The sequence below is a fragment of the Saprospira grandis DSM 2844 genome, assembly GCF_000275825.1.
In the GTDB taxonomy this organism is placed as follows: domain Bacteria; phylum Bacteroidota; class Bacteroidia; order Chitinophagales; family Saprospiraceae; genus Saprospira; species Saprospira grandis_A.
Map to the genome: position 1 here is coordinate 872,374 of NZ_JH719942.1, position 26,346 is coordinate 898,719.

A 26,346-nucleotide genomic window follows, 5' to 3' on the forward strand; every position below is an offset into this window, starting at 1 on the left:
AAGCGCCTGGGTCTGGCCCTTTGGGCCACTGCTTTCCATCCCTCAGCCAGATTTAATCGCGCTGCTTTGGCCATAGTTTGCTATGAATTTTTGGCTAGGCCAGCTATTTTTTAAGGGCATAGCCTTCGCTATGGCCGAGAAAAATAGGGCCGACTAGCGGGAAATTGCTGCAAACTATAAAAGTGAGTGCGTTTAAATCTGGCTATTGCCTGCGGCCCTTTGGGCCTGCAAGACGCAGAAAAGCGGTATTCGTCGCTGCGCTCCTCATGCTTTTATATGTCCCCGCCCACCCACCCCTTTTCGGGATTCCTTAAAGGAATCCCTCGGGGTAGTTGGGCCATTTTGGTCCAAACAGGCGGCTTTGCCGCCTGCTGGCCGCAGGCCAGAACGGCCACAACAAGGACTTTAGTTCGTCTTCGACGACCAAAGGGAGTAACCGCCTGCCGCAGGCGGGAGGCCCCCAAAAAAAACGCCTCACAAAAAAATGCGAGGCGTTAAAGGAAAGGGATTTTATTTTAAATCATCGACCACCAACTTATAATTAGGATCTTCTATAACATTTACATCGACCACCTTATCGGCATTGGCCAAAAGTTTTCGGCAATCTTCAGAGAGGTGTTTGAGGTGGAGCTCCTTATTGGCTTTTTGGTAGCGCTCTGTTAGTTTATTGAGGGCCTCAATGGCCGACATATCGACCACTCGGCTTTCGGCAAAGTCAATAATAATAACTTCGGGGTCATTTTGGACATCAAATTTCTCATTAAAGGTAGCCACAGAGCCAAAAAAGAGGGGGCCAAAAATTTCGTAATGCTTCTGGCCGTTTTCGTCGGTATACTTGCGGGCCCGAATCCGAACGGCGCTATCCCAAGCAAAAACCAAGGCCGAGATAATCACGCCCACTACTACGGCTAGGGCCAAATTATGCAAAACCAAAGTGACCACGGTAACCAGTATCATCACAAAAATATCGGATTTGGGCATCTTGTTGAAAACCGTAAAACTGGCCCATTCAAAGGTACCAATAGCCACCATAAACATCACACCAGCCAGAGCGGCAATGGGGAGTTGCTCAATCACGCCAGCGCCAAACATGATAAAAATGAGCAGCATTACGGCTGCTGTAATGCCCGACAAGCGAGCGCGGGCGCCACTAGAAATATTAATTAAACTTTGGCCCAACATAGCGCAACCGCCCATACCCGAAAAAAGGCCAGAGAGGATATTTGCGGTTCCCTGTGCCAGGGCTTCGCGGTTGCCAGAACCTCGGCTTTCGGTAATCTCGTCAATAATATTGAGGGTTAGCAAGCTCTCGATAAGGCCCACGGCGGCCACCACGCCTGCATAAGGCAAAATAATCTCTAAGGTTTTGAGGCTAAAGGGAACTTGGGGAATATGAAAGGGCGGAAAACTTCCCTGAATCGAGCTAATATCACCCACTGTTTTAGTGTCGATACCCAGAATAGAGACCAGGCCAAAGACGGCCAAAATAGCCACCAAAGAAGAGGGAATAGCCCGAGTTAACTTAGGCAACAGCCAGATAATCAGCATAGAAAGGACCGTGAGGCCGAGCATCATCCAGATGTCACTGTCAATTACCCATTCGCCATCTTGCTTAAAATGGTCAAATTGAGCGGTAAAAATGATAATGGCCAAGCCATTGACAAAACCAAAAATAACGGGATGCGGGACCAGCCGCATAAATTTGCCTAGGCGGAAAATCCCGGCCCCAATTTGGAAAATCCCGGCCAAAACAACGGCTGCAAAAACGTATTCGACCCCATGATGCAAGGCCAATTCGACAATCACCACCGCCACGGCGCCGGTTGCGCCAGAAATCATACCGGGCCGTCCGCCCAAAATAGCGGTAACGATTCCCATCATAAAAGCGGCATAGAGCCCTGTTAGCGGATTTAGGCCGGCAATCATGGCAAAGGCTACGGCCTCGGGAATTAGGGCTAGGGCCACGGTTAGGCCCGAGAGTAATTCTTTTTGATAATCTACTTTTTGAGAGAGATCAAAGAGTTGATATTTCTTTTTCATCGCTTAAAACTATTGATTTTCAGTGGGTTATTTTTTCATTGGCCCAAGCTTGGGCAAAACGGCCACAAAACTAGGCTTTTTTGAACAAAAGACCCTAAATAACTGAAAAACTTTGTCTTAACAGATGGCAGATTTAATATTAAATCTGCTAGGCAGAATACCGATTTTATCAATTTTAGGCTCAGTTCTGCAATATTTTACGCATCTTTGCGGCGAGCAATACCAAAAAAAACAATTGGATCAAGCTCAACTAATGATCATTTTGGCCTAAGGGCTCCTATTACTTTTGAATGAATTTGAGAAAGATTTTTGATGAAGGGGGCGAGTGGGTCGAGTTTAAATTAATACTACTTTGCTAACCTTCAAGGAGTTGGGCCTTTCGCAGCCCACGCTAAAAGCAATTGCGGAAATGGGATTTGAGAATCCTAGTGAAATTCAACATGAAGCTATTCCCGAACTACTAGAGCAGGACCGCGACTTTTTGGGCTTGGCCCAAACCGGAACCGGAAAAACCGCTGCTTTTGGTCTGCCGCTCATCGAGCGCATGGATAGCCAAATGCCCCTAACACAGGCATTGATCTTGGCCCCCACTCGAGAGTTGGGCCAACAGATTGCCAAACAACTGGCGCTTTTCGGAAAATACCAGCAGCGCGTTAATATGCTTGCCGTTTATGGTGGTGCTCCCATCGTTAAACAACTCAAAGCGCTTCGCTCTGAGACGCAGCATATTATTATTGCTACGCCTGGCCGCTTGATCGATTTGCTCAAACGTGGCGCTGTAGACCTCAGAGGGTTGCGCTATTTGGTCCTCGATGAAGCCGATGAGATGCTCAATATGGGCTTTAAAGAAGATCTAGACGAAATTCTAGAATATACCGCTGAAGGCAAAAACCTTTGGTTGTTCTCTGCCACTATGTCTAAGGATATTAAGGGCATCGTAAAACGCTATATGACTAACCCCCTAGAGGTGCAGCTCAATAGCAAGCAAGAGGTCAATGAAAATATCGAACACCAATATGTAGGCCTACACTATAAGGATAAATCAGAGGCTTTGGGCCGTTTCCTAGATGCTCAACCTGATATGCGGGCCGTGGTTTTTTGCCGCACTCGTCGCAATACCCAAGAGCTAGCCGAGCTCTTAATCCAAAGAGGCTATACTGCCGATGCTTTGCATGGCGATTTGTCGCAGGCGCAACGAGATCAAGTAATGCGCCGCTTCCGCCAGCATAACTTGCAGATGCTTATCGCTACCGATATTGCCGCCCGTGGTATTGATGTTGATGATCTAACGCATGTTTTTCACTACCATTTGCCCGATGACCTTTCTTATTATACGCACCGAAGTGGCCGTACCGCTCGTGCAGGTAAAAAAGGCTTGTCGATCGCTTTTGTAGAAAAACGCGACTTCCACCGCCTTCGCCATATCGAAAAGATGTTGGGCCTCAAGATTAAGCAAGCAGATGTGCCTTCTGCAGAACTGATCCGCAACGAACGCCTCAAAACTTGGTGCAAAAATGTATCGGATCAATCTATCCGGGCCAACCTCACCGAGGAAATGAAGGAACAGGCCAATTTGCTTTTTGCTAATCTCAGCAAAGAAGAGCTGATCGATAAGGTCCTCGCTCACGAATTGAGCAAAATCCAACTCGGCAAAATGGGCGCCCCTCAGTCTTTTTCTGAAAAAGGTGGAGGAGACCGTGGCCGCTCTGGCCGCAAAGATGGTCGCCGTGGTGGCTATAAAGGCAAGAAAAGAAGTGGAAGTGGAAGTGGAGGCGCTGGCAAAGGCCGCCCCAACGACCGCTTTAGTAGCTTCAAGAAAAAGAAGAAGAAAAGAGGGAAGTACTAAACATCACTCCAACTTCTAAGTAAAAAACCTTCTCCAGTTTTTGGAGAAGGTTTTTCTTTTTTTGGGGCCTCCCGCCTGCGGCGGGCGCTACGTTTCGGGGCTCGCTATTCGCTCGGCCCTGCGCAGGCTTCGCCAGCTTGGTCTGGCCCTACGGGCCTCCCCTGCACATCGCTAGGCCTGCGGGCCTTCGGCCCTGTAGGACTGCAAAAAGCGCTAAACCAGAAATTGGTTTAGCGCTCCTGCTGTCAATAGTAAGACAAAACTTAGTGCTGATGCAACTTATCATAATTAAAAGGCAACAACTTAGAATCCTTCACAGTAGATAAAGTCATCAACGTCTTGAGCCGCTCAATCTCCTCAATTTTAGATAGGGTCTTGAACAAAAGCTGCTCATAAGTGGGAATATCCTTACAAACCAACTTCATCAAGAAATCAGCCTCACCTGTAATAATATAGCACTCTACAATTTCGTCAATTTGATCCACCTTAGACAAAAAGCTCTCTAGGGCATTCTCTTTTTGCCAGGCCAAAGAAACCAAAACAAAAGTCTTTACGCTAAGTCCCATAGCCGCAGGGGCCACCTGGGCATGATAACTCTCAATAATACCAGAGTTCTCTAACTTCTTTACTCGCTCCAAAGTAGGAGCTGGAGACAAACCAATTCGCTTCGATAGCTCCAAATTGGTAATCTTGCTGTTCTGCTGAAGAATCTTCAAAATCTTCAGGTCAATCTTATCCAACTTATGATTTCCTGTTGGCATAATGCGTTGTTTAGCAAAGGACTATTCGCCCTTTTGTTATAGTAATATATATCCTAATCTCAAACGGTATGGCTCAGGGCCAAATATCTATTTATATAGATACACAAAAATAGTCTTTTTTTTCTATTCCAAAAGTGCTTTACAGGAATTTAACAAAATAAAATTTTGTTTCACCTATTAAACTTCTACTTATACAGTAGTATTGTGTTAGTTGTTACAAAAAAAGGAGGCCGAAGCCTCCTTTTCTTGTTGTTTGTTAGCGGTATAAACCAACTTTAAATTGGTCAATTTTGGCTACGGCCAAATACCGAGAGACATATAATCTGCGCCAATTTTTCTAATGGCGTAAACAAGTGCCGCAGTACGTAGATCTGGAATAGCGGGGTTAGACTTCCAAGTAGCACGAATATTTTGGTAAGAAGTTACCATGGTTTCTTCTAGGCCAGAGCGCACAAGGTCCAGCTCATCGGCACCAGAAGTAAGCATACTTCTTTGGGCGGGGCTGAGGTCTTTGCCAGTCATTTCCAAAATCATATCGACCAAATGGGTGTAGCGATTCGAGGTGAAGCGCTTCTCCATATGGCCAAATCGAGAGTGAGAAATATTTTTCAACCACTCAAAATAAGATACAGTTACCCCACCTGCGTTTGCATACATATCGGGAATGATAAGTACGCCTTTTTCTAGGAGAAGGGCTTCTGCCTCAGGAGTAACGGGGCCGTTGGCAGCTTCTGCAATAATTTTGGCCTTAATGCGATCTGCATTATCGGCGTTAATTTGGTTTTCTAGGGCAGCGGGAACAAGAATATCGCATTCTAGCTCCAGAGCACTTCCCCGGTGCTCCAAAGTAGTAGTACCTGGAAAGCCAAGGATAGAACCCGTTTTTGCACGGAATTTTAAGAGTGCTGGTACATCAATTCCCTCAGGGTTATAGATAGAACCTTCATACTCGGCTACGCCAATTACTTTGATTCCGCCTTCTTCCTGAGAAATCGTTCCCGTATAAGAACCTACATTACCCATACCTTGGATCACCATAGTTTTTCCTTCGGTTCCGGTAGTCAGGCCTAATTTATCTGTATCATCGCTATAAGAAAGGGCTTCGCGGATAGCATAGAAAACGCCACGGCCAGTAGCCTCTGTACGTCCAGCTACACCATTTTGCTCTACGGGCTTACCCGTTACACAACCTGCGCCTTCTAGCTCGCCATGACGAAGTGTCATGTAAGTATCCATGATCCAAGCCATTTCTTTGGGACCTGTTCCATAATCGGGAGCAGGTACGTCTAGGCCAGGGCCAATAAAGTTTTTGCGGACCAATTCAGAAGCATAGCGACGAGTAATGCGCTCCAACTCCTCTTCAGAGTAATCTTTAGGATTGATTTTCACGCCTCCCTTGGCGCCACCAAAAGGTACATCTACTACAGCACACTTATAGGTCATTAGGGCGGCAAGCGCTTTTACCTCATCTTGGTTTACCCCTAGACTATAGCGAATTCCGCCCTTAGAAGGCATACGGTGATTAGAGTGTTGTACGCGGTAAGCCTCGATTACATTCACATCGCCGTCTTTGGTACGTACAGGGAATTTCATTGCAAAAATCGCGTTACAAGCCTTAATCTGGCCCAATAGGCCCTCAGAAAGGCCAGCGTAACTTGCTGCTTTATCAAAGTTGCGTTCTACGCCTTCAAAAAAGCTATAATGTTTGTCCGCCATAATTCGGAAAATTGATAATTGAAAAAGTCAAATGTATTAAAGTAGACCTATCCATTTGATAAGGCCTCTCAGGTATTTCGATTTTATTTATAAATCTTCATGCGCTTGCTCTATCTTGGCCAAACGGCGCTCCAGATAAACCAAAAGGGCAATAATGCCTATGAAGATCAACAGGATAACGGCCACTACTACATAAATTTTACCCGTACTCTCCAAAAAATCTGTCTGTGTAGATGGAGATTGAGCGCTTAGGCTAACTGTAGCCAAAAGCATTAAAATCAAGCTATTGTATGTTTTTCTCATGCTTTTATGATCCGTTTGTATTGTAAACTTTGGAATTTTTATTTGGAAAAAAAAATTTATCCTCAACTATATTTAAAAGAAGAGTCTACCGTTTGAGGCAAATTTGGAGCGATTCACTTATATAATCTTTTGCAAATTAGCCATTTTCCCAAAGAAATATCTAAAACTCTATATTAAAAATTATTCTTATTGGCCCCTTCTTTTAGGACCAAAATAAAAGCGGCCAAAGCCGACTGCCAAGAGCAAGCCCTAATGATGAGCGGCTTACTGGCCTGTAGGGGGCGGCAAAGCCGCAGACCTAGGGGCTGAAGCGAAGCGAAAGCCCCGCAGGGCCGAGCAGACCTGCGAGCCCGGAAGGGCAGGACCTGAGGCCGCAGGCCGAAGGGAAGCCCCAAAAAATTAGTCCCTAAATTGATTTTCCCAAACCCTAGGTTCTAGACGATAGACCCGAAAGCAGATTTGAGCCAACCAAAGGCCAAAAATGATCCAGCCCAAAACCGAAGGGTAAAAAAGTAGGCGCAGGCTGCTATCCAAATCATAGCTACTAAAAGCGGGATTACCCTCGGCGCCGGGGTGCAGGCTATCCACCATTCTGGGCACCACATAGAGCAGCGGAATGAGGGTGGCAAAGGCAAAAATGTTGTAGGTGGCCGCAATTCTGGCCCGTTTGTCGGGGTCTTCAAAAGAAGAGCGCAAAACGAAATAGGCCAGGTAAATGAGGACCGCCACCGCAGAGGTGTTCTGCTTGACATCCCAGCTCCAATAGGCGCCCCAGGTGTGTTTGGCCCAAATAGCGCCCGTGACCAAGCCCAAAAGGCCGTAACTCACGCCCACCGTGGCCAAGGCTCTGGCCCAATGGTCATTTTTGAGGCCTTGGCCCGCCCGCAATTGTTTGATACTTGCCACTACAGAAAGGAGCAAAATAAACATCATCCCAAACCACATGGGCACATGATAAAACAGGTTGCGGATACTTTCTTCTAGAATATTGAGAAAGGGAAAATTGGTCCCTGCCGTCATCGCAAAAGGCTCAGATTGGCAGGTCTCTACGGCCAAATCGCCCGCTCCTTTCTGGATATATAAATCGGTAAAAGCGGTTCCGTATTTGGGCGTGCTAATCTCAATCAAGGGAAAAGGCGCCTTAATTTTGTTGGGGTCTAGCTGCGGCAAAGCCACCTGCAGTTTGAGTTGGCGGGCCTGGCCAATTTCAATTTTTTGGGCGCAAAATACTTGATCCTCGGCCAGCAGAATGCGAGCTTGGACCTCCTCGCTCGACTCAAAGCGGCCATTATAGACCCAAACATCTAACGATTGACTTTGGCCCGTTTTCAGGCTCAAACTACTTTTATCCGATACAATTCCCATTCTTAGCGGAATCAATAAACCAGCCGAGAGGCTGTAGAACAACAAGACCGCCGCTAGGGCCTTCCACCAATGTTTTTTCAACATATTTCTCTATTTACTGAGCCTCATCGGCCCAAAAGATGCTAAATCGGGCCTGCCCATACTTACGAATTTGCGCAAAGTTAGCATGATTTGCGAAATCTTGGCGCTCGTCATGCTCTATTATCAGGCAGCCCCCTTTTTTTAATATATTCTTAGAAAAAATAAGCGCTGGCAGCTCCTGCATTTTGTTCAGGGCATAGGGCGGATCGGCAAAGACGAGCCCATAACTTTCTTCGGGCAATTGGCCCAAAAAAGCAAAAACATCGGTTTGATGGACCTTGGCCTTTTCTTCCATATGAAAACGCTGCAATTGGCTTTGGATAAAGCGGCAACAGCCCCGATATTTCTCTACAAAATCAACCTGTTCGGCCCCTCTAGACAAAAACTCATAGCCCACTCCTCCCACTCCCGCAAAGAGGTCCAAAACCCGCAAATCTTGCAATTCAATTTGATGTTGGAGGATATTAAAAAGCCCCTCTCTGGCCATATCGGTGGTGGGGCGGGTTTTCTGGCTTTTGCCAGGCATTTCATAGCGTTGGCCCTTCAATTGGCCACTGATGATTCGCATATATTTTTGTTTTTTCTGCTGTTTTGGGGCTGCCCCTGCGCTTCGCTTGGGTCGGGCTGTGTCAGGGCTCGCAGGTCTGCTCGGCCCTTCGCTTTTCGCTAGGCTCAAAGCTCGGTCTGGCCTTCGGCCCCCCTTATCCATCCCTCAGCCAGCGGGCTGCGCCCGCTTCTAGGTCCAAAAAGGACCAGCTATAAAATAGTGGATAAAAGGTGAACGGCTCTTTGGGGTTCTAGTTCAGCCAAGCAATCGCTTTGGGCAAAAGCTTGGGGTCGGGGCAAAGGCTTTAGGGCCACAATATAAGTATAAAGCAATTGATGAATAGCAGAATCTACATTCAGTTCTCCGCCAAAATAGAGCGGAATCTTTTTGGGAGAAAGTCCCAGCTCCTTATACATCCAGAGCAAATAATAGAGGCAATCTTCTGCATTTTGGAAGGGCCGTAATTGGTGCAGCAGCAACTTATTTTTGTGCCAGGCCAGCAACTGAATGCTTTGACGGCTAAAATAGGCCAGCAAGCGGTAGTTATTTTCGGGCAATTTGGGGATCAGTTCTTGGCTTATTTGGAGCAGGCTAGGCAGGGCAGAATAAATTTTGGCCTGCGGAAAAAGGTCTTGCAACTGGTCTTTTAGGCCTAGGCGGACCGACTGCAGAAAGACCAAATCTATTGTGGGCATTTGGGCCTCCAACAGATAATCGCCTTCATCAATGGGCAGTAGGGCCTCAAAATAGCTATATTGTTGTTTGGCCTGATAGAGCGGCAAGGGCAGCGAAATCACTCTATTGCTACGCAAATAAATTTGGACCTTTTGATAAGGAGCACGCAGAATTTCTCTTTGTTCATAAACCTGATTGATTGCCTCGACCAAACTATACTCCTCTTCTACCTGAACAAAATCGAGGCCGCCTAGGGCCAAGACCTCTTTTTGGGCATACACCAAATAAGACAACCTATCCGCTCCAAGCAGGAGGGATAGGTTATAATTTTTGCTTTTGTCTAGCGAAAACTTAGCGCTTGTATAGCGGTCCATAGCTTACCAGTTACCAGTAGTAGAAGGTTTGGTCAAATCACCCACCTTAACCTCTGCTTTATGATCAAAGCTAGGGTCATACATACCATATTCTTTTACAGAATACTCTTTCATATAATCCCCTACCGTAGTTTTTACTTCAAAAGTGGGGAGGCTGCGGCCAAAAGCACGGCGACCTTCCATGGCGACTTCGCCAGCGGCTACTACAAACTCTTTATTATCAGAGAAAGGAACGCTACGAATTTTCTTAAAATAATCTTTAATAGAAGCCTCTGCAAAATCTAGATAAGCGGCAACGGCGGGGTCTTGGCGAACATCTTGGCTAGTGTCTTGCCAGTTTTCCATAATTTCTAGAGCGGGGCCTTGCAACTCCTTAAGTTTGGCCTGATCCAATTTGCCGGCTGTGGCAATAAAAGAGAGGACCGAATCACGGGCGGGATACATCAGTTCTGTGGTATCGGGCGTGATCGTTGTATCAAAGGGGTCCCCTTCAACTTTAAGGATAAAGAAGCTATCCTTAAGGAAAGAAGTTTCTAGTTCTTCAAAAGAGGCGGCAAAAAGGGTATCGCCCTTAATGCTGGTATACATCTTTTGGAGCTCTGCAATTTCTTCTAGTTTTTCTTGGACGGCAGTTTTGCGCTCCGCCCAAGTATCTCTAAAATCTACAGGTCGGCGGATGCTTTCCATGAGGTAATAGGCAGAGGCTAGAGCAGCCAAAATAAATACGATATTGAGTACGATCTTCATCGGGCTATTATTTTAAATCTAATAAAGTAGCGCAAAATAAAATTTTATATCAGGTGGGCTAGGGCCCTTTAATCCTGCTTGCAAGTATAAGTATTTTTTAAAAAAAATTGGTCCTCTCTTCTTTTTTTGTTTTTAGCAGCTAGGGCCAAAGGTAGTTATTAGATGAGAAAAGGGCCCTTTTTTGGTGTTTGGCTACGGCTTCTCTTTTTGGGTCATCGCAGAAGGTGGAAGAGGAGCGCAGCGACTGGCTGAGGGATGGATAGCAGTGGCCGAAGGCCAGACCCAAGGCTTTTGAAGCAAAGCGAAAAAGCCTGCAGGGCCGAGCGAACAGCGAGCTGCGACACAGCCCGACCCGGCCAAAGGCCGGGGCAGCCCCAAAACAAAAAAACAGTAAAAACTATTAAATTGGGTCAAATTTAGTATGTTTACAGTGTAACCGTTGAGACTTTGGCTAAAAAAAATGCTTTTTTTTTAAACAAAAGTTTTAGAGATAAGTTAAAGAGCCAATAATCGTTTAACTTGTCTCTTGGCTAAAAAGCCTTTTTGCTTTACTGGAGAACAACCACAATATGTCGAAAAAAATCATTGTTATTGGGTCTGGATTTGCGGGCCTTTCTGCGGCCTGTCATTTGGCCAAGGCTGGATATCGTGTTCAGTTATTAGAAAAAAATGATTGTGCTGGCGGGCGTGCTCGCAAAATGGAGGTACAGGGATATCATTTTGATATGGGGCCGAGTTGGTATTGGATGCCGGAGGTTTTTGAGCAATTTTTTGAGCAATTTGGCAAAAAAGTGTCTGATTATTATGAGCTCAAGCGCTTGGACCCGGCCTATAAAATTGTATTTGGGGAGGGTGATGAGTTGGCGGTTCCGGCCGATATGCAGGCCTTAAAAGAGTTGTTTGAGCGTTATGAGCCGGGCAGTTCGGCTAAATTGCAACAATTTTTGGATGAGGCCGAATACAAATATAAGGTAGGCATGGGGGAATTTGTGCAAAAGCCTTCTTTGTCTATTTTGGAGTTTGCAGATTTTCGGGTGGTTCGGGCACTATTTAAGCTCCAAATGTTTTCTTCTATTGCCAGTCATGTAGAAAAGCTATTTAAGCATCCGCATTTGCGGGAGTTGTTGAAATTTCCCGTTTTATTTTTGGGGGCCACTCCAGAAGAAACGCCGGCCATGTACAGCTTGATGAACTATGCGGATTTGGCTTTGGGGACCTGGTTTCCTATGGGCGGCATGTATCAGATTGTGGCGGCTATGGTGAGTTTAGCCGAAGAATTGGGGGTAGAAATTTTGCTCAATGAAGAAGTGCTAAATATTGAGGTTTCTGGCAAGCAGGCCAAGGCGGCCATTACAAAAAATGGGCGTTTTGAGGCCGATATTATTGTAGCTGGGGCTGATTATCATCATGTAGACCAAAAACTACTTGCTCCTGAATATCGTAACTACAATGAGCGCTATTGGGATAAGCGGGTAATGGCGCCATCTTCTCTGCTCTTTTATTTGGGGGTAAACAAGCCGCTAGACAACCTCCTGCACCACAACCTCTTTTTTGATGAGGACTTTAAGCTACATGCTCAAGAAATTTACAAAACGCCAAAATGGCCTAGCAAGCCTTTGTTCTATGCTTGTTTGGCCTCTAAAACCGACCCTTCCTGTGCTCCAAAAGGGCATGAAAACCTCTTTTTATTGGTGCCTGTGGCCCCAGAACTAGAGGATACCGAAGCTACTCGAGAGTATTACTACGACTTAGTGATGGATCGTTTGGAAGCCCTAACGGGCCAAGAAATTCGCTCGGCTGTTGACTACAAACTGAGTTATGCACATAAGGACTTTAAGAAAGACTACTATGCCTATAAAGGGAACGCCTATGGTTTGGCCAATACCCTATCGCAAACGGCTATTCTCAAGCCCCGTTTGAAGAACAAAAAACTAAACAACTTCTATTATGCTGGGCAATTGACCACGCCCGGTCCGGGTGTTCCCCCCTCTCTTATTTCTGGAGAGGTTGTCGCCCGAGAAATCATTAAGTCTAAGGGCTAAAATACATCTCCTATGGATCACTTAAAACTTTATCAGGACAGCTGCCAAGCTTGCAGCCAGCTCATTACAGAGCGTTATAGCACCTCTTTTTCGCTGGGCATTCGGATGTTTTCTAAGCGGTTCAGAGGACCTATTTACGCCATTTATGGTTTTGTTCGCTTTGCCGATGAAATCGTAGATACTTTTCATGGGCATGACAAGGCCGATTTGCTCGAGCGGTTTCGGCAGGATACTTATCGGGCCATTGAGGAAAAGATCAGCCTCAACCCTGTTTTGCAGGCCTTTCAAATGGTGGTTAATGAATACCAAATTGAGCGAGAACTGATTGATGCCTTTTTGTATAGTATGGAGATGGACCTGCATTTTCAGCGCTATGAAGATAGCCTCTACAAAAAGTACATTTATGGCTCTGCCGAGGTGGTGGGCCTGATGTGTCTGCGGGTGTTTTGCAAAGATCAGCCAAGCCTTTATGAAGAGCTAAAAGAACCAGCCTGCGCCCTAGGCTCGGCCTTTCAAAAGGTCAACTTTTTGCGCGATATGAAAAGCGATTATGCAGAAAGAGGGCGGGTGTATTTTCCGGGTGTAGATTATAAGTTGTTCAATGACCAAATCAAGGCCGAAATTGAGGCGGATATCCTCCAAGATTTTCAATTGGCCTATCATGGCATTTTGGGCCTGCCCAAAGGCTGCCGCTTTGGGGTTTATGTGGCCTATAAGTACTACCTCAATCTCTTTCACAAAATTAAGCAATCGCCTGCCGATCGGGTAACCGAAGAGCGCATCCGAATTCCCAATGGCAGCAAATTGTATATCTTGGGCAAATCCATGATTCGGGCACAGTTTAATCTTTTATAAATGCAGCAGCAAACAAAAAAATGGGGGGCGGCTCTTCTTCTTGGAGGGCTGCCCTTGCTTTGGGTCCTTTACTTATTATGGCAGCCCCTAGATTGGCAGGCCGAGCAGTCTATGCAGGTTCCCGCTATGGGGCCAAAACTCAGTTTTGGCGAGCATGCCTATTGGTATTTATGGATTAACATCGGGACGCTCCTCTTCCCTTTTGTGCTCTCCTTTGATAAAAAGGTGCATTTCTATAAAAAATGGCGCTTTCTTCTGCCCGGCCTGCTCATGGTAGGCGGCTTCTTTTTGGCCTGGGATGTTTTCTTTACCCAAATGGGCGTCTGGGATTTCAATCCCCGCTATTTTACCTACTCTTTTCTGGGCCTCCCCTTAGGCGAATGGCTGTTTTTTGTTAGCGTGCCCTATGCCTGTGTCTTTATTCATGAATGCCTCTTGGCCTATATTCCTAAAGATGTTTTGGCCCCCATAGAACGGCCCCTAAGCTGGCTTTTGGTCCTCGCCTTTTATACTATTGGCTTTTGGGGCCTCTGGATGAGCTATACCGCCTGGACCTTCCTGCTGGCAGGCAGCTTTTTGCTATGGCAATTGCTGTTTGTCCCCAACCATTATCGCAGCCGATTTTATCTGGCCTATCTCATTAGCATTTTTCCCTTTTTATTGGTCAATGGCATCCTAACCGGAGGCTTCAATCAAGAACCCGTGGTCCTCTATAATAATAGCCAACAACTGCAAAATCTGCTCGGCTTTCGCTGCGGCAGCATCCCCTACGATGACTTTGTTTACGGCTTTTTACTCCTTTTTCTAAATGTCGCCTTTTTTGAATACTTTAAGAAAAAGGCCAAAAAACAATAGGGCAGCTTTAAAAACAAGGACTAGACTAGCACGAAATTTGAGCAAAAAATAATACCTTTATTCGCTAACTTTTCACTCATGTATCTAGCCCTACCCTATGCCGTCCAGCAATTTTGATATTTATGAATTACTGCCCCGCCGCAGCCGAAAAATTCTAAATAACCGCCGCCGAGCCCGCTACCATAGCCTGCCTCGGCATTGCCTGCGTATGGAGCAAAACGAAAGCCCCTGGGGCAGCCTAGGCAGCGAGCAAGACTATAGCCAATATCCCGATCCCCAATGCCAGCTACTCTGCGAAGAAGCCGCCGAGTTTTATGGCCTGAAAAAAGAACAAATTATCGCCGGCAATGGCGGCAGCGCCCTAATCGACCTGATCTTTCGCGTCTTTTGCCAAAATGATAAGGACCATATCCTCAGCTTTAGCCCTATCGCTCCCGAGGTCCGCCACCTAGCCGACCTCAACGGTAGCCATCTCGAACTGCTCCCCCTCAATGAAGATCACCAAATTTCACTCTTCAAACTGCGGGCAGAACTCCGCAAAGAGGTCAAAATTCTATTTCTTAGCCACCCCAACCCCATCTCTGGCCGCTGCCTAAGAGGAATCGATATTGTCGATGCCATAGAGGGCTTTAAAGGCTTAGTGGTCCTTGATGAAAGACAACTAAATTATCAACAAGACCTTAGCCTACTCCCCTACCTCAAAGACTTTCCCAATCTGGTCATCATTCGCTCTTTTTCTAGCCTCTGGGGCCTGGCTGGCCTCCGCCTCGGCCTAGCCTTTGGCTCTGCCGAACTGATCGAGATTTTGCAAAAAATGCAAAGGCCCTTTAGTGTCAATAGTATGGCCCAAGCTGCAGCCGTAAAAGCTATGCGCCTGCCCGCCCAAAAGGATCGCGTGCTCGAACAAACCCTAGAACAACGCAAAATCCTCATCGAAAAACTCGACCAATTGCCTCTGGTCCAAGAGGTTTTCCTCTCCAACAGCAATTGCATCCTCTTTAAGGTTAAAGAGGGCCAAAAAACTTATGAATACCTACAATCAGAAGGCATTGAGGTCTTTCCCGCCTTCCAAATTGATAAAAATTTAGAGCACTGTATCCGCATTTCTGTCGGCCAAGAGGAACAAAATAAACGCCTTATCAAGGCCCTCAAAGATATGCCGAGCAAAACCTCCCTGCGCCACAAAATTATGAAGCAAGTCGGCCAAGGCCTCAAAAATGCTAGCCTGATTCTAGGCATGGGCGTCTTCAAAAAAATTATTGGCTAACAGAATACCAATACCTCTAGGGCAGGATAGCGCAGGCTGTTCTGCCCTTTTTTATGCCCCAACACTAAGGGTTTTCTTCTTTTTATGCTGCTGTTTTTTGGGGGCTGCCCCGCCCTGCGGGCGGGTCGGGCTGTGTCAGGGCTCGCAGGTCTGCTCGGCCCTTCGCAAAAAAGCTGCGCTTTTTTGCTCGGTCTGGCCCTGCGGGCCACCCTTATCCATCCCTCAGCCGAGGGCCAGCCGCCAAGCACTTTAGCCTAAAAAATCATCAAAGAATGGCCAAAAAATTAATTGCATCATTGCGAAGCAATACCGTTTTGCTGTAGGTGGAAACCTACAGCATTGGCCTAGCGATGTGCAGCAGTGCGGCGCAGCCGCAGACCAAGGCCGTCAGGCCGCAGGGCCGAGCGAACAGCGAGCTGCGAAACGTAGCGCCGACGACCGAAGGGAGGCGGAGGCCCCAAAACATCCTAATCCTCCTGAGAAGAAGACAACAAACTGTTTTGCGCTTGTCGCTCTTGGCCAAAAGTAAGAATCTGTCGAATAAAATCGAAGGGCTGATAGCCATTGATGGCCGTTTGGTGGAAGATGCAGGTGGCGGGCGTCATGCCGGGCAAAGAATTGACCTCAATGACCAGGGTTTCGGCTCGGCCATCGGCATAAATGCGGACAAAAGCATCGATTCGGGCATAGCCCGTAACCCCCAAAATGCGGGCCGCCTGCTCTAAATCGACCTTGATTTGGGCCGCCAAGGGCGCATATTCAAGTTTGCCAACAGCCAGGCGGGCGGGCGTAATATTTTGTCCCTCTCCGGCCAAAAACTTCTCTTCTAAGGATAAAATCTCGCCAGAAGCCAAGGTTTCAGAAGGCTCAAAGACCTCATAGCGGATGCTTCCATCGGCCTCATGATGGCAAAGTAGGCCCACGGTCACCTCCAGAAAATGTAAGGCATCTTTTTGCTCGACCAACTGCTCCAAAAGGGCATATTGCTTCTGGGGAAACTCCTCTTTGGGCAAAATGGCTAGGCGCTCTTGGGCAATTTTTGGCAAAAGGTCCTCTTCACGGAAAAGGGCCGCCAAAAAGGCCTCCAATTCCGCCTCATTTTTGATCTTTTTCACGGCAGAACTACAGCCATCATCTACCGGTTTGGCAATCAGGGGCCAGCCTAGTTTTTTGCCTGCTTGCTGCAGACTTTTCTCAGGCTGGGCCAAATAATCGTTTTTGCTCAAAAGAATTTGCTCGGTCACGGGCAGGCCAGCGGCCTTCAGCTTTTGGAGACTCTGGTATTTATCAATCGTCAAGGCGGCAGAATCGGCCTCCGAACCATTAAAGGCAATGCCTCTTTTGGCCAACTCTCTTTGGAGCGCGCCATCCTCGCCGGGGCGGCCATGCAAAGCGATAAAGGCCAAGCGGCTCTCCTCTCCTAGTTCATCAAAAGAAAGCGGGCGGGGATCCAAGCGGCTGCTTCGGCCAGAAAACTGCTGGGCAATATGAGCCGTTTCTTGGCGAATCTTTTGGATAATCGGATGCACCTTATAATTTAATAATTTATCGCGAATATCGTCGGCATTATCCTTTAGCAAAAGGTTGATTGGCAGTTCATAGAGCTGTTGGTCCTCGGCCTTACCCGTAAGGAAAACGGGAAAAGGCAGATAATCGGCAGAGCTAGCCAACTTCTCATAAATATTGCGGCCACTTTCTACCGAAATATGGCGCTCGGAGGAATAGCCTCCAAGAATAACCGCCACCTTTTGGAGTTCGGCAACCTCTCCGTCTAGGCGTTGCATCTCACTTTCCAATTGGGCCAATAATTGGCCGTAATTATTCGGGCGCAGGCATTTTCGGCTGCGGGCCAAAAGCGATCGATGAATAATGAAGCTGAGGAAATGCGAGGGATTGAGGCCAATTTCGGCTGCTTGATGGAAAAAGAAAGAAGAAGGCAGCATGCCCGAAGTCGTATTCGGATCATTGAGAATAATGCGGCCATCGGCTTGAATAAAGCCATCAATTCGGGCATAAACATCAAACTCCAAAAAGCGGAACAGCCGTTCACACTCTTGGCGGATCGCTTGAATTTGGGCCTCGGGCAAATCAATAGGCGTCAATTTGCGAGAAAGTCCAGCCAAATACTTAGAACGATAATCAAAAAGCTCTTTGCCCTTGATGATTTCTGTGGGGGGCAAGGCAATTGCTTGGCCATCCTCATCTTGAATCACGACACAGGAAAACTCTCGGCCCTCAATAAAGCCCTCTAATAAAACGCTTTCCTCTCGGTATTGGCTTTGGAGGCGAAGCTTGGGGCTGTGCCCCTGCCCCAACTCCTTATCGAATAGGGCCAATAATTGCTCCGGATGATAGAGTAACTGTTTATCTTTTTTGGGCCCTTCCACCTCTAGCGGGAAGCCCAAACCAGAGCGAATATCGAGCAATTTCCGCATCCATTGGATCTGCTCCTCTCGGCTCATTTGCTGCCAGTCTTCAGCGCTAATTTCGAGACCAAAAAAGGCATCTTCTAGGGCATCGAGAAGGTCTTCAGGCTGATTGACAATACGCACACCAATGGAAGAACCTTGATTGGAAGGGCGGACCACCAAGGGGAAGCCCATCTCTTTTTTGAGTTGCTCCAGATTGGGCAATTCGCCGCTCCAGTCTTTGGCCCAAATTTGTTGGATGGGAGGACTTTCAAAGCCGCCGGCCTGCATCATTTTCTTTTGGAAACTTTTGTCCATGCCCAGGCTACTCGCTCGAATCCCAGAGCCACTATAGGGAATCCCTAGCGCCTCTAACATCCCTTGAAGTTGGCCATCTTCGCCCCATTCGCCATGCAGACTCAGAAAAGCGAAATCAATCAGTTCGGGCAATTCGCTAAAGCTAATTGGGCGGCCAATTTGGGCCAGCAACTCCTTAGAAGCCTGCTTAGAAAGGCCTAGGCTTTCCACATAAATCTGAAACTGATTTGGGCTAGGCGGTAAAGCCTCTACGGGAGGATAAAAATCTCGGATACTGCCCTTATAAAGATACTCCCAATCGAGCAGGCAGAGTTGGCCAAAACTATCCACAAAAATAGGGATGGGCCGAAAAAGTTGTTTATTTAAATTATCGTAGACGGTCCGGCCACCTGCAAAGGCGATTTCGCGTTCTCGAGAGGGGCCAGCCAGAAATATTCCAATGTTCAACATAGGTGCAAGGCAGATTTATAATGATGGCGCAAAGGTAGCAGATTTTTTAGAGAGTTGAGTTTTTAGCTACAGCTTAGAGCGCCTTAAATCTACTTCAGCCCCAATTGCCAGCCCAAACTCAACTGAATAGAGCGCCCTTCTGCCGGTAGAATACCTGGACCAGGATAAGCCGCGGCTCGGCGGCTGAAATAGGCTTTGTTCAGTAGGTTATTTACATTTAATCCCAAGCGAAGGGCTTTATACTGATAACTAAAACTAGCATCCCAAACGCCATAGGCTGGAATACGGCCCAAAACCGCATTAGCCACGAGTTCCGCATTGCTGGCATCGCTAAAATGGCTGCCCGTATAAGCGTATTGCAGACTAGCTTTGTAGTTTCCCAAATAGGCCTGTAGGCCCAAACGCCAACTAATGGGCGGCACCAGTTCCAATAATTTGCCCTGAGCAAAGGTATTGGCTGTTTTGGTATAGCGCCCATCCAAAATAGAGAAGTTGTTAAAGAACAACAGGCCCTTATCCTCTTTGATGCTTTTAAATAAGCGCAGAACATCCCATTCAATCAGGCTTTCTAGGCCCAAAACACGAGCATTTCCAATATTAGAGCGATAAGAAATGAGCTGAATTAAATCGGGGTTTTCAGGATCGGCCCGACTCGTTGAAATAGTCCCAATCCGATCTTGATAGGCCAAATAAAACAAAGAAAAATCAAAGCGGAGGTGCCGCCCCCAACGTCCACGAAAGCCCAAATCGGCATTAAATCCACTTTCATCCTGCAAATCGGGATCAATGACTTGGTTGGGATTGACCAAACGCAAATCATTAAAGTTGATGGCCCGATAGTTCTGCGAAATATTGCCGTAAACCTCTAATTGGTCCTTGGGCCGATAACTCAAGCCAATCCCCACTAAAAAAACAGACCGACTGCTGCCCCGCTGCTCATAAATCGCTTCATTGCGAAGGGTATCGGCCCCTTCTGCGCTAGGCTGCACCAGCAAGTCTTGATAATAACCATCGGCTTGGGTTTGAATATATTCATAGCGCAAACCTGGCGTAATGCTCCAGCCCTTGCCCAAACTAAAGAAGTTCTCGGCAAAGGCGGCAAAGTTAAAGCTAGGAAAATTATAGTCTGAACTGAGGATGCCTTTGGCGGGCTCCAAGAAGGTAAAATCGGCTCGGCTGCCTGTGCTATCGGCATTGGCCAGGCCTTGAGCTTGGGTAGTAAAGCCTTTGTAGAGGCGAACGCCCCCCAAAAGAACGCCCATTTTTTTGGCCCCAATCTTATAGCGGTGCATGATCCGACTTTCTTGCCCAAAGTTTTGGTATTGGCCCTTAATCAGCTGTCTTGGGCCCCCATAATCTACTCGATTGATAGCTTCTAAATTGCCCAAAGATTGACGGCCTGCAAAAAGTGCAAACTGCCGAAAATTAAGCTTAGTATTTTTGGCCAAACGATAATTGATATCTAAAGCCGTAATGGCCCAATCTACCCGAAACCAGTTGCGGGGGCGCTTGGCTTGTCGGGGATTTTGCCGAAACTCTAAATCGGTCAGGCCGCCAGGCTGCTGCGCCACATAAGACATATAGGTTTGCTCCAAAGACAAGCTCAACTTTTCGGTCCACTGATAATGCAAGCCCAAATAAGCCGTATGCTGCTCAAAAGCAGAGTTTGGCCGCCAGCCATCGCCTCTTTTATATTGATGAAAAGCATAATAACGCAGCTTTCCTTTTTGGCCCTCTAAGCTATTAAAGCTAGCATAAAAGCCAAAAGAACCGCCCGTTTGTTGGCCCGTCCAAAGCAATTTATAATCCTTATTTCCCTGCTTCATTCTAAAGTTGAGCAAACCGCCAAACTGCGTTCCATACTGCAAGGAAGCGGCTCCCCGAATCAACTCAATGCCTTCTAGGGCCAAAACGGGAGGCGTATAATAAGACTCTGGATAGCCCAAGGCATCGGCACTAATATCATAGCCATTTTGGCGAGTATTGAAGTTAGAACTGCGGTTGGGGCTCAGGCCGCGGCCGCCAATATTGAGTTGAATCCCCGAATTGTCATTCTCCCAAATGTTTAAGCCTGCAATTTTTGCATAGACCTGCCGGCTGTTATTGGCGGCCAAATTGCCCTGCAACTTATTGGCCTTGATGATCGAGGACTTTTTTGCGGCCCCAATCAGCATTTTGTCCCAATCTACGGCCCGAAATTGCTGCAAACCATAATTTCCATCTTCGGCCTGCACATAAACCGTGGGGCCCTGCCCGCCCAAAGGCTGCAAAACGACTTGCAAAACCGTATCTATAGGCAGTTGCAGCACTAAAGATCGGCCCTGAAAACCCTGCGCATAAACATCCAGTTGATAGGGACCAGCGGCCAAACTATCAAAGCGAAAAAAGCCCTGGGCATTGCTTTTGGTCAGGGTTGTTTTTTGGACCAAAAACAGCTCGGCCCCAGCAATGGCTTGGCCCAAACTATCTGTTAATTGGCCCTGAAGAGCCGATTGCGCTCCCGCCAAAACAGGGAGCAAAAAGAAAAAGAGATAGCCATAAAGTCGCATAAACTCCTTTTGTTTTAAATTAAACGTACTGAAGTAATAAATAGAAATCTGCCTAGGATGTTGATTTTTTGGGGCTGCCCCTGCGGCCTGCGGCCTTGGGTCGGGCTGTGTCGCAGCTCGCTGTTCGCTCGGCCCTGCGCTTTTTCGCTGCGCTCAAAAGCTGGGTCTGGCCTTCGGCCACTGCTGTCCATCCCTCAGCCTGCGGCGGCTTTGCCGCCTGCTAACTGTGGCTGCAACTTAGCCCCTACAGCAAAAATGGTCTTGCGCTGCAAGGCGATATAAATTAAGGGCCGAAGAAAATGGCCCAAAGAGAAAAAGACAGTTGAGCGGCTTAGCGCTGCGGAGCGGGTGGCCCGAAGGGCCAGACCAAAGGCAGGCATCGCCTGCCTGCAGGGCCGAGCAGGCTTGCGAGCCCCGCAGCATAGCGCCCCGCCGCCTTCGGCGGCGGGGAAGCCCCAAATTAGTCCTTATTAAAAGGAAGCAACCAATGGGGACTGCTGAAGAGCTCTGCTTTTTCTTGGGCCAAATTGACCTGAGGATCCACTAAGCGTTGGCTAGGGCGGCCATTGAGGCTGACCTGAGCGTCTAGATAAACCTGCGGGTTTTGATAGCCTTCTTCCTTTTGGTAATAATTGGCCAAATAATGGGCAAACTGCAAAAGCATATCGGCTTGATAGGCCATCATCATCTCTTGTTTTTCATTGAGGTGGTCCAGATTATTGACCCAGCTCATTTTGCCTGTTTGGCCATCGACCACCTTAAATTGGGCATAGCCTCTTTTTTCGACCAGCATGACCATCCAAGAAAAGCGGAAGCCCTGTTCCTGCCAAAGGACATTGCCTGTGTATAGATGATGTCGCAGTGGAAAAAGCGCCTGAAAAAGCAGAAAAGACAGCAAAAAATAGCGTTGAAAAGGGGGAAGAACGAGCTCTAGTTTTAATTTAGACAAAGTCAAATTAAAAACTTGAGCAAAGGTAGCAATTATTTTTTCATGAAAATGGCTAGAGAAAAAAATTGTCGTGCAGGCCATCATCAGGTAGGGAAAAATGCCGATATGGAAGAGGGCGGCGGTGGCTAGGTGGAAGCTAATGACAAAAAAGTAGGCATATTTTCGGCTTTTGGGCCAAAGGAGAAAAAAGCCCACGCTAAGGTCGAATGCGGCGCCAAAGTAGGCAAAAACGGGGGGCAGCCAGCTCTTGCTGAGGAGGGGGCCAAAGATTGGAAAATCGGATAGTTGGCCTAGCCAGATGCGCAGGGGTTGGGCTAAAACGAGCCAATCGCTTTGCAACTTGGCCAAGCCGGCAAAAAAATAGACCAGCACAAAAAGCAGGCGGGGCGTCCAGATGTATAGGGCGGGGACCTTGACCAAATTGGGGGAGATGGGATAATCTAGCGAAAAGGCTCGATGAGCGGGGAGGGTCCAAAGCAGCAGGGCCAGCAAAGCGACCAAGTAGTAATGATTGAGGTAATGCGTTAGGTCCAAAAGCTCTACATAAGTAAAGCAGGCGAAAAAAAACCCGGCAGAAAATTTATATTTATAGCCTAGGGCGATACCGAGGCCTGCGGCAGCCATCAAAAAAAAGCAGCTATAAAGGGCCATTGCGGGCAATTCGGGCAGCCAGTGCGTTCCCCAAAGGCGGAAGGCAAAATGGGGTTGGATATAGAACTTATCGACCCAGCCGAGCAGCATCATTCGGAGAGAGAGCCAGCAAGCGATCAGGCCAAAAATGATTCTGAAGCTAATGAGGGGCGCGATACTTTTGGGTTGGTCTAAAGCGAGCATAAAGACTAATTTTATGGGCGCAAAGGTAGACAATAGTGGCAAAAAAATGCTTGGGTCTAAAAAAAGAGAAAGAAAGTCCTATCTTCTCTACTAAAAATAGAGAAAGCGCAATATTTCGCAATCCTTGAAATACTAGGAGCGCTTTTATTGGCGTTTTCCATAAGATCGAGGGCATTTTCCTCGAATTTTTAAGGAGAAATTAACATATTTGGTTTTTCCTTTTTAAAGTCAAGAGAGCCAATAAAAGTTGGTATCTTAAGGCGTACAGACAAACCATAAGACAGAACATTACCATTTCTTCACCTCTACATACTGTTAGTAGCATGCGCATAGGACTACTTAGCTTTTGTTTGCTGTTTAGCTTTGGGCTATTAAAAGCTCAAGCTGGTTATCAGCCCCCTTTTCCTTATGAAATTGGTCTTCAGATTGGGACCTCTCAATTTTTGGGTGACCTTGGTGGGCAAAGTGAGATTGGTCGCCCCTTTATTCGGGACACTGATCTCAAGGCCATTCGCCCTTTAATTGGCGCTTTTGGGCGTTGGAATATTGGCCCTTATTTTTCTGCACGTGCAGATTTGAATTACCTTCAATTGGCGGGAGACGATGCGCTTGCGGGTGATGGATTTAGTGGCGAGACACGTTCAGAGGACCAAGCTTGGTATCGTTACTACCGCAACTTGAGTTTCCGCTCGCATGTATTTGAGGCCTCTATTGCTGGGGAGTTGATTCCCTACAACTTTGAGTTGGGTGGAGGTTACCAGAGTTATAGTGTAATTTCTCCTTATGGATTTATTGGGGTGGGAATTTTCCACTTTAATCCTCAGGCGCAGTATGATGGGCAGTGGGTAGACCTACAGCCTTTGTCTACAGAGGGCCAAGGTTTGGTAGATGGGCGCACGCCTTATAGCCTTACTCAATTTAATGTGCCTTTGGGCTTTGGCGTAAAATGGAATTACAACGATCAGTGGGCGCTATCTTTTGAGGTAAACCACCGATTGACCTTTACCGATTATATTGATGATGTTTCTGTGGACTATGTTGATCCGCAGGTATTCTACGATAACTTTGCGCCTGAGCAAGCGGCCTTATCTGCAGCCATGGCTCGCCGCTCTGTAGAGATTGATCCCGGCCTAGTGAATGGCTATGTATCGGCTCCGGGTGAGCAAAGAGGAGACCCCAAAGATAATGACTCTTATTATACAATTGCCCTTCGTTTTAGCTACTTCTTTGATGCTAACTCTTTGGGTGGTGGTCGTCGTTATGGTTGTCCCGTTTGGTAGACTAAGCCAGCGATGAATTGAAATAGAAAAGCTGAGTAGGTGAAAGCCTGCTTGGCTTTTTTTGTGGGGGTGTATATGTTGTTTTTAGAGATTTTTGTTGTATATCTCTAGATATAGTTGTACTTTAGTTAAAATTCTACTTTTCCCAAAGGCTAAAAAACTCAAGCTAAGTGCTTATCGTTTAAAGTGCATAATTAAGCAGTAAAAACTTTATATACTATGGATTTATCAATTCAATATGGAAGGTCTAAAAGTATATTAGATTCGCTTTCTGATGAGGCATCTACAGCATCTAGTATAAGTTGGGTAGAGCGCCTGCTTTTAATTTTCATTATCAACAGAGTGAATAAAAAGCTCTCTAAATTAAGTGCTGGCATTGAGGCTAAAATTAGCTCAGAAAAACAAGCTAAAGAATATCACAAACTCTACTTGGTGGCCCAAAAGCTCTCTAAAGAAGACATTCAACTCCAAGCCTCTAGTTCTTATCATTTTTTGGAGGGTCGAGTAATCAAAAAAGCCCTACAAACACAAAAGCTACTCCTTGAAATCAAGGAAAAATTAGCTGTAGTTTTATTTCCTACTCCCGAAAAGGTAGATCAAGCAACATTTTTCAAAGAGTCGAAACGCATTAAGGATTTTTTTGATGATTTAGATGATGAGGACACAGACCAAGCCTACTTAAGTTATCATCCAGATTTACCTCAATAATATATGAGTTTCTCCTTTGAAGTTGGTGATGTCGTCATCTGTGCCGTATTTTATGAAGAGCGTCTTGAAACCAAAAGACGGCCTGTTGTTATTGTAGAAAAATACAACGACTCAAGTTATGCAGTGAAAGTAACTAGCACAAATATTCCCCGTAAATTTCCGGGGAAGTATAAAGGGAGATGGATTGAAGAAGGAAGCGAAGCCTACAAAATGATGGGGCTAAGAAAAGCTAGTTTTGTCTTTCATGAAAGGGGATTTACTGTAGGCAGTTATATGTTTGAAAATAAAATAGGGGTCTACCCCTATATAGATGAATTATCTGAGGATTTGAGATAAACCAAAAGCGGCCTTAAGGCCGCTTTTTTTTATCCCCCATCTCACTATAACCTCGGTACAACACCCCCTAAAAACAAGGCGAATTTGGGCTTTTTTCCAAGACCGCAGTAATGCGCAAAAATAGCGGATAAACCCCTGACAGATAGGCTAAAACAAAAAAAGCAGCTAGTTTTCACTAGCTGCTTTTGTGACTCCAGCAGGACTCGAACCTGCAACCGTCTGCTTAGAAGGCAGATGCTCTATCCAGTTGAGCTATGGAGCCAACTGCAGCGCAAATATGGCAACTTTTAATTAAACCACCAAATATTTTACCTTTTTTTTAAGCAAAACCCTTCCCCCAGGCCCTATTGGCCCAGCGCTGCGGAGCGGGTGGCCGAAGGCCAGACCGAGCAAAACGAGCGCTAGCGAAGTTTTGCGAAGGGCCGAGCAGACCTGCGAGCCCCGAAGCATAGCGGCGGCCAAGCAAGGCGAAGCCGAGCCGGCCGCGGGCCCCAAAATAATTATCGAACAGAAGAGCGAAATACCTGCTGACCGTACTCCCAGAGGAATTTGAAGACCAAGAAAAAGAGAAAAAACGAAAGCCCAATTTGCCAAAGCTTTTGAAAAGGAAGGACCATTTTGTGCATGAGCAAAAGAAGCAGACCCAGGGCCAAAGCCGCCGTAATGAGTAGTTCGTAGAGCTCGCCAAACCAAGGCAGCACCTTCATGTTTAGGCCTTTTTTTCGGAGAATCAGAAATACAATGACCGCCGATATTAAGGGCAAATAATAAACGCTAAAACTCAGTTCTAATAGATTTTCTTGATTCATCATGATGCTGTAGAGCCAAAAAACCCCAGAAATAAGGGCCGGAATAGCCGTGCCATAAACCAAGGAGGAATACATATAGCCATAGGCGCTAGAGGCTGGCGATGGACCCGAAATAATATTGAGCAGCAAGGCCACAAAAGGCAATAGCAAAAAATAAAAGAAAAGGGCCAGGGGATCCTGATGAAGCAAGACAATGAGTTCTTCGATCTGCATAATTTTGGGAATGGATTT

At 46.7% G+C, this 26,346-nt stretch carries 20 protein-coding genes and 1 tRNA gene; 8 read left to right on the top strand and 13 right to left on the bottom strand.

Annotated elements, in window-relative coordinates; translation table 11 throughout:
* Positions 1 to 510 precede the first annotated feature (510 nt).
* Complete coding sequence (locus SAPGRDRAFT_RS04055; protein WP_002657404.1) at positions 511 to 2,040, bottom strand: SulP family inorganic anion transporter; 1,530 nt, start codon at positions 2,038 to 2,040, stop codon at positions 511 to 513.
* A 409-nt stretch (positions 2,041 to 2,449) separates the two neighbouring features.
* Here SAPGRDRAFT_RS04055 and SAPGRDRAFT_RS04060 point away from each other — a divergent pair, with 409 nt between their 5' ends.
* Positions 2,450 to 3,886: a DEAD/DEAH box helicase gene (locus SAPGRDRAFT_RS04060; RefSeq protein ID WP_051018650.1), complete on the top strand. Its 1,437-nt coding sequence runs from the start codon at positions 2,450 to 2,452 to the stop codon at positions 3,884 to 3,886.
* A gap of 263 nt (positions 3,887 to 4,149) precedes the next feature.
* Here SAPGRDRAFT_RS04060 and SAPGRDRAFT_RS04065 read toward each other — a convergent pair whose 3' ends face one another.
* The 7 genes from SAPGRDRAFT_RS04065 to SAPGRDRAFT_RS04100 all read right to left on the bottom strand — a co-directional run bounded on the left by SAPGRDRAFT_RS04065 (position 4,150) and on the right by SAPGRDRAFT_RS04100 (position 10,455).
* Positions 4,150 to 4,647, bottom strand: a complete 498-nt coding sequence (locus SAPGRDRAFT_RS04065; RefSeq protein ID WP_002657408.1) for an Lrp/AsnC family transcriptional regulator — start codon at positions 4,645 to 4,647, stop codon at positions 4,150 to 4,152.
* A 294-nt stretch (positions 4,648 to 4,941) separates the two neighbouring features.
* Positions 4,942 to 6,363: a Glu/Leu/Phe/Val family dehydrogenase gene (locus tag SAPGRDRAFT_RS04070; RefSeq protein WP_002657411.1), complete on the bottom strand. Its 1,422-nt coding sequence runs from the start codon at positions 6,361 to 6,363 to the stop codon at positions 4,942 to 4,944.
* Positions 6,364 to 6,450: 87 nt separating this feature from the next.
* Positions 6,451 to 6,666 (bottom strand): CcmD family protein, encoded by a 216-nt coding sequence (locus tag SAPGRDRAFT_RS04075; RefSeq protein WP_002657413.1) that lies wholly within the window; start codon positions 6,664 to 6,666, stop codon positions 6,451 to 6,453.
* 399 nt (positions 6,667 to 7,065) lie between these two features.
* Positions 7,066 to 8,115 (bottom strand): cytochrome c biogenesis protein, encoded by a 1,050-nt coding sequence (locus SAPGRDRAFT_RS04085; protein ID WP_002657414.1) that lies wholly within the window; start codon positions 8,113 to 8,115, stop codon positions 7,066 to 7,068.
* Between the two features lie 10 nt (positions 8,116 to 8,125).
* Positions 8,126 to 8,680, bottom strand: a complete 555-nt coding sequence (gene rsmD, locus SAPGRDRAFT_RS04090; protein ID WP_002657416.1) for a 16S rRNA (guanine(966)-N(2))-methyltransferase RsmD — start codon at positions 8,678 to 8,680, stop codon at positions 8,126 to 8,128.
* Between the two features lie 188 nt (positions 8,681 to 8,868).
* On the bottom strand, positions 8,869 to 9,708 hold the full coding sequence (locus tag SAPGRDRAFT_RS04095; protein WP_002657418.1) for a DUF3822 family protein: 840 nt from the start codon (positions 9,706 to 9,708) through the stop codon (positions 8,869 to 8,871).
* Between the two features lie 3 nt (positions 9,709 to 9,711).
* Positions 9,712 to 10,455 carry a hypothetical protein gene (locus SAPGRDRAFT_RS04100; protein ID WP_002657420.1) on the bottom strand — a complete coding sequence of 248 codons (744 nt, stop codon included), beginning with the start codon at positions 10,453 to 10,455 and terminating at the stop codon, positions 9,712 to 9,714.
* A 569-nt stretch (positions 10,456 to 11,024) separates the two neighbouring features.
* On the opposite strand from SAPGRDRAFT_RS04100, the gene SAPGRDRAFT_RS04110 reads away from it, so the two are divergent.
* The 4 genes from SAPGRDRAFT_RS04110 (at position 11,025) to SAPGRDRAFT_RS04125 (ending at position 15,474) form a co-directional block, all read left to right on the top strand.
* Positions 11,025 to 12,497 (top strand): phytoene desaturase family protein, encoded by a 1,473-nt coding sequence (locus SAPGRDRAFT_RS04110; protein WP_002657422.1) that lies wholly within the window; start codon positions 11,025 to 11,027, stop codon positions 12,495 to 12,497.
* 12 nt (positions 12,498 to 12,509) lie between these two features.
* The gene (locus tag SAPGRDRAFT_RS04115; RefSeq protein WP_002657424.1) at positions 12,510 to 13,352 is read left to right on the top strand and encodes a phytoene/squalene synthase family protein; all 843 of its coding nucleotides are present in this window, start codon (positions 12,510 to 12,512) and stop codon (positions 13,350 to 13,352) included.
* Positions 13,353 to 14,207 carry a lycopene cyclase domain-containing protein gene (locus SAPGRDRAFT_RS04120; RefSeq protein WP_002657426.1) on the top strand — a complete coding sequence of 285 codons (855 nt, stop codon included), beginning with the start codon at positions 13,353 to 13,355 and terminating at the stop codon, positions 14,205 to 14,207.
* A 97-nt stretch (positions 14,208 to 14,304) separates the two neighbouring features.
* Positions 14,305 to 15,474, top strand: coding sequence for a pyridoxal phosphate-dependent aminotransferase (locus tag SAPGRDRAFT_RS04125; protein ID WP_002657427.1), 1,170 nt, complete (start codon positions 14,305 to 14,307; stop codon positions 15,472 to 15,474).
* Positions 15,475 to 15,941: 467 nt separating this feature from the next.
* On the opposite strand, the gene SAPGRDRAFT_RS04130 is transcribed toward SAPGRDRAFT_RS04125, so the two are convergent.
* The 3 genes from SAPGRDRAFT_RS04130 to SAPGRDRAFT_RS04145 all read right to left on the bottom strand — a co-directional run bounded on the left by SAPGRDRAFT_RS04130 (position 15,942) and on the right by SAPGRDRAFT_RS04145 (position 22,982).
* Positions 15,942 to 18,650, bottom strand: a complete 2,709-nt coding sequence (locus SAPGRDRAFT_RS04130) for a D-alanine--D-alanine ligase family protein (protein ID WP_002657429.1) — start codon at positions 18,648 to 18,650, stop codon at positions 15,942 to 15,944.
* Between the two features lie 89 nt (positions 18,651 to 18,739).
* Complete coding sequence (locus tag SAPGRDRAFT_RS04135; RefSeq protein ID WP_002657432.1) at positions 18,740 to 21,199, bottom strand: TonB-dependent receptor; 2,460 nt, start codon at positions 21,197 to 21,199, stop codon at positions 18,740 to 18,742.
* Positions 21,200 to 21,659: 460 nt separating this feature from the next.
* Positions 21,660 to 22,982, bottom strand: coding sequence for an HTTM domain-containing protein (locus tag SAPGRDRAFT_RS04145; protein WP_002657433.1), 1,323 nt, complete (start codon positions 22,980 to 22,982; stop codon positions 21,660 to 21,662).
* A gap of 323 nt (positions 22,983 to 23,305) precedes the next feature.
* Here SAPGRDRAFT_RS04145 and SAPGRDRAFT_RS04150 point away from each other — a divergent pair, with 323 nt between their 5' ends.
* The 3 genes from SAPGRDRAFT_RS04150 to SAPGRDRAFT_RS04160 all read left to right on the top strand — a co-directional run bounded on the left by SAPGRDRAFT_RS04150 (position 23,306) and on the right by SAPGRDRAFT_RS04160 (position 25,306).
* Positions 23,306 to 24,262 carry a DUF6089 family protein gene (locus tag SAPGRDRAFT_RS04150; protein ID WP_002657436.1) on the top strand — a complete coding sequence of 319 codons (957 nt, stop codon included), beginning with the start codon at positions 23,306 to 23,308 and terminating at the stop codon, positions 24,260 to 24,262.
* A gap of 219 nt (positions 24,263 to 24,481) precedes the next feature.
* Entirely contained in the window at positions 24,482 to 24,970 is a 489-nt protein-coding gene (locus SAPGRDRAFT_RS04155) for a hypothetical protein (RefSeq protein WP_002657438.1), read from the top strand.
* 3 nt (positions 24,971 to 24,973) lie between these two features.
* Positions 24,974 to 25,306: a hypothetical protein gene (locus SAPGRDRAFT_RS04160; protein WP_002657441.1), complete on the top strand. Its 333-nt coding sequence runs from the start codon at positions 24,974 to 24,976 to the stop codon at positions 25,304 to 25,306.
* Positions 25,307 to 25,494: 188 nt separating this feature from the next.
* On the opposite strand, the gene SAPGRDRAFT_RS04165 is transcribed toward SAPGRDRAFT_RS04160, so the two are convergent.
* Positions 25,495 to 25,568: transfer RNA gene (locus tag SAPGRDRAFT_RS04165), tRNA-Arg, on the bottom strand.
* Between the two features lie 238 nt (positions 25,569 to 25,806).
* Positions 25,807 to 26,328, bottom strand: coding sequence for a hypothetical protein (locus SAPGRDRAFT_RS04175; protein ID WP_002657442.1), 522 nt, complete (start codon positions 26,326 to 26,328; stop codon positions 25,807 to 25,809).
* Positions 26,329 to 26,346 lie beyond the last annotated feature (18 nt).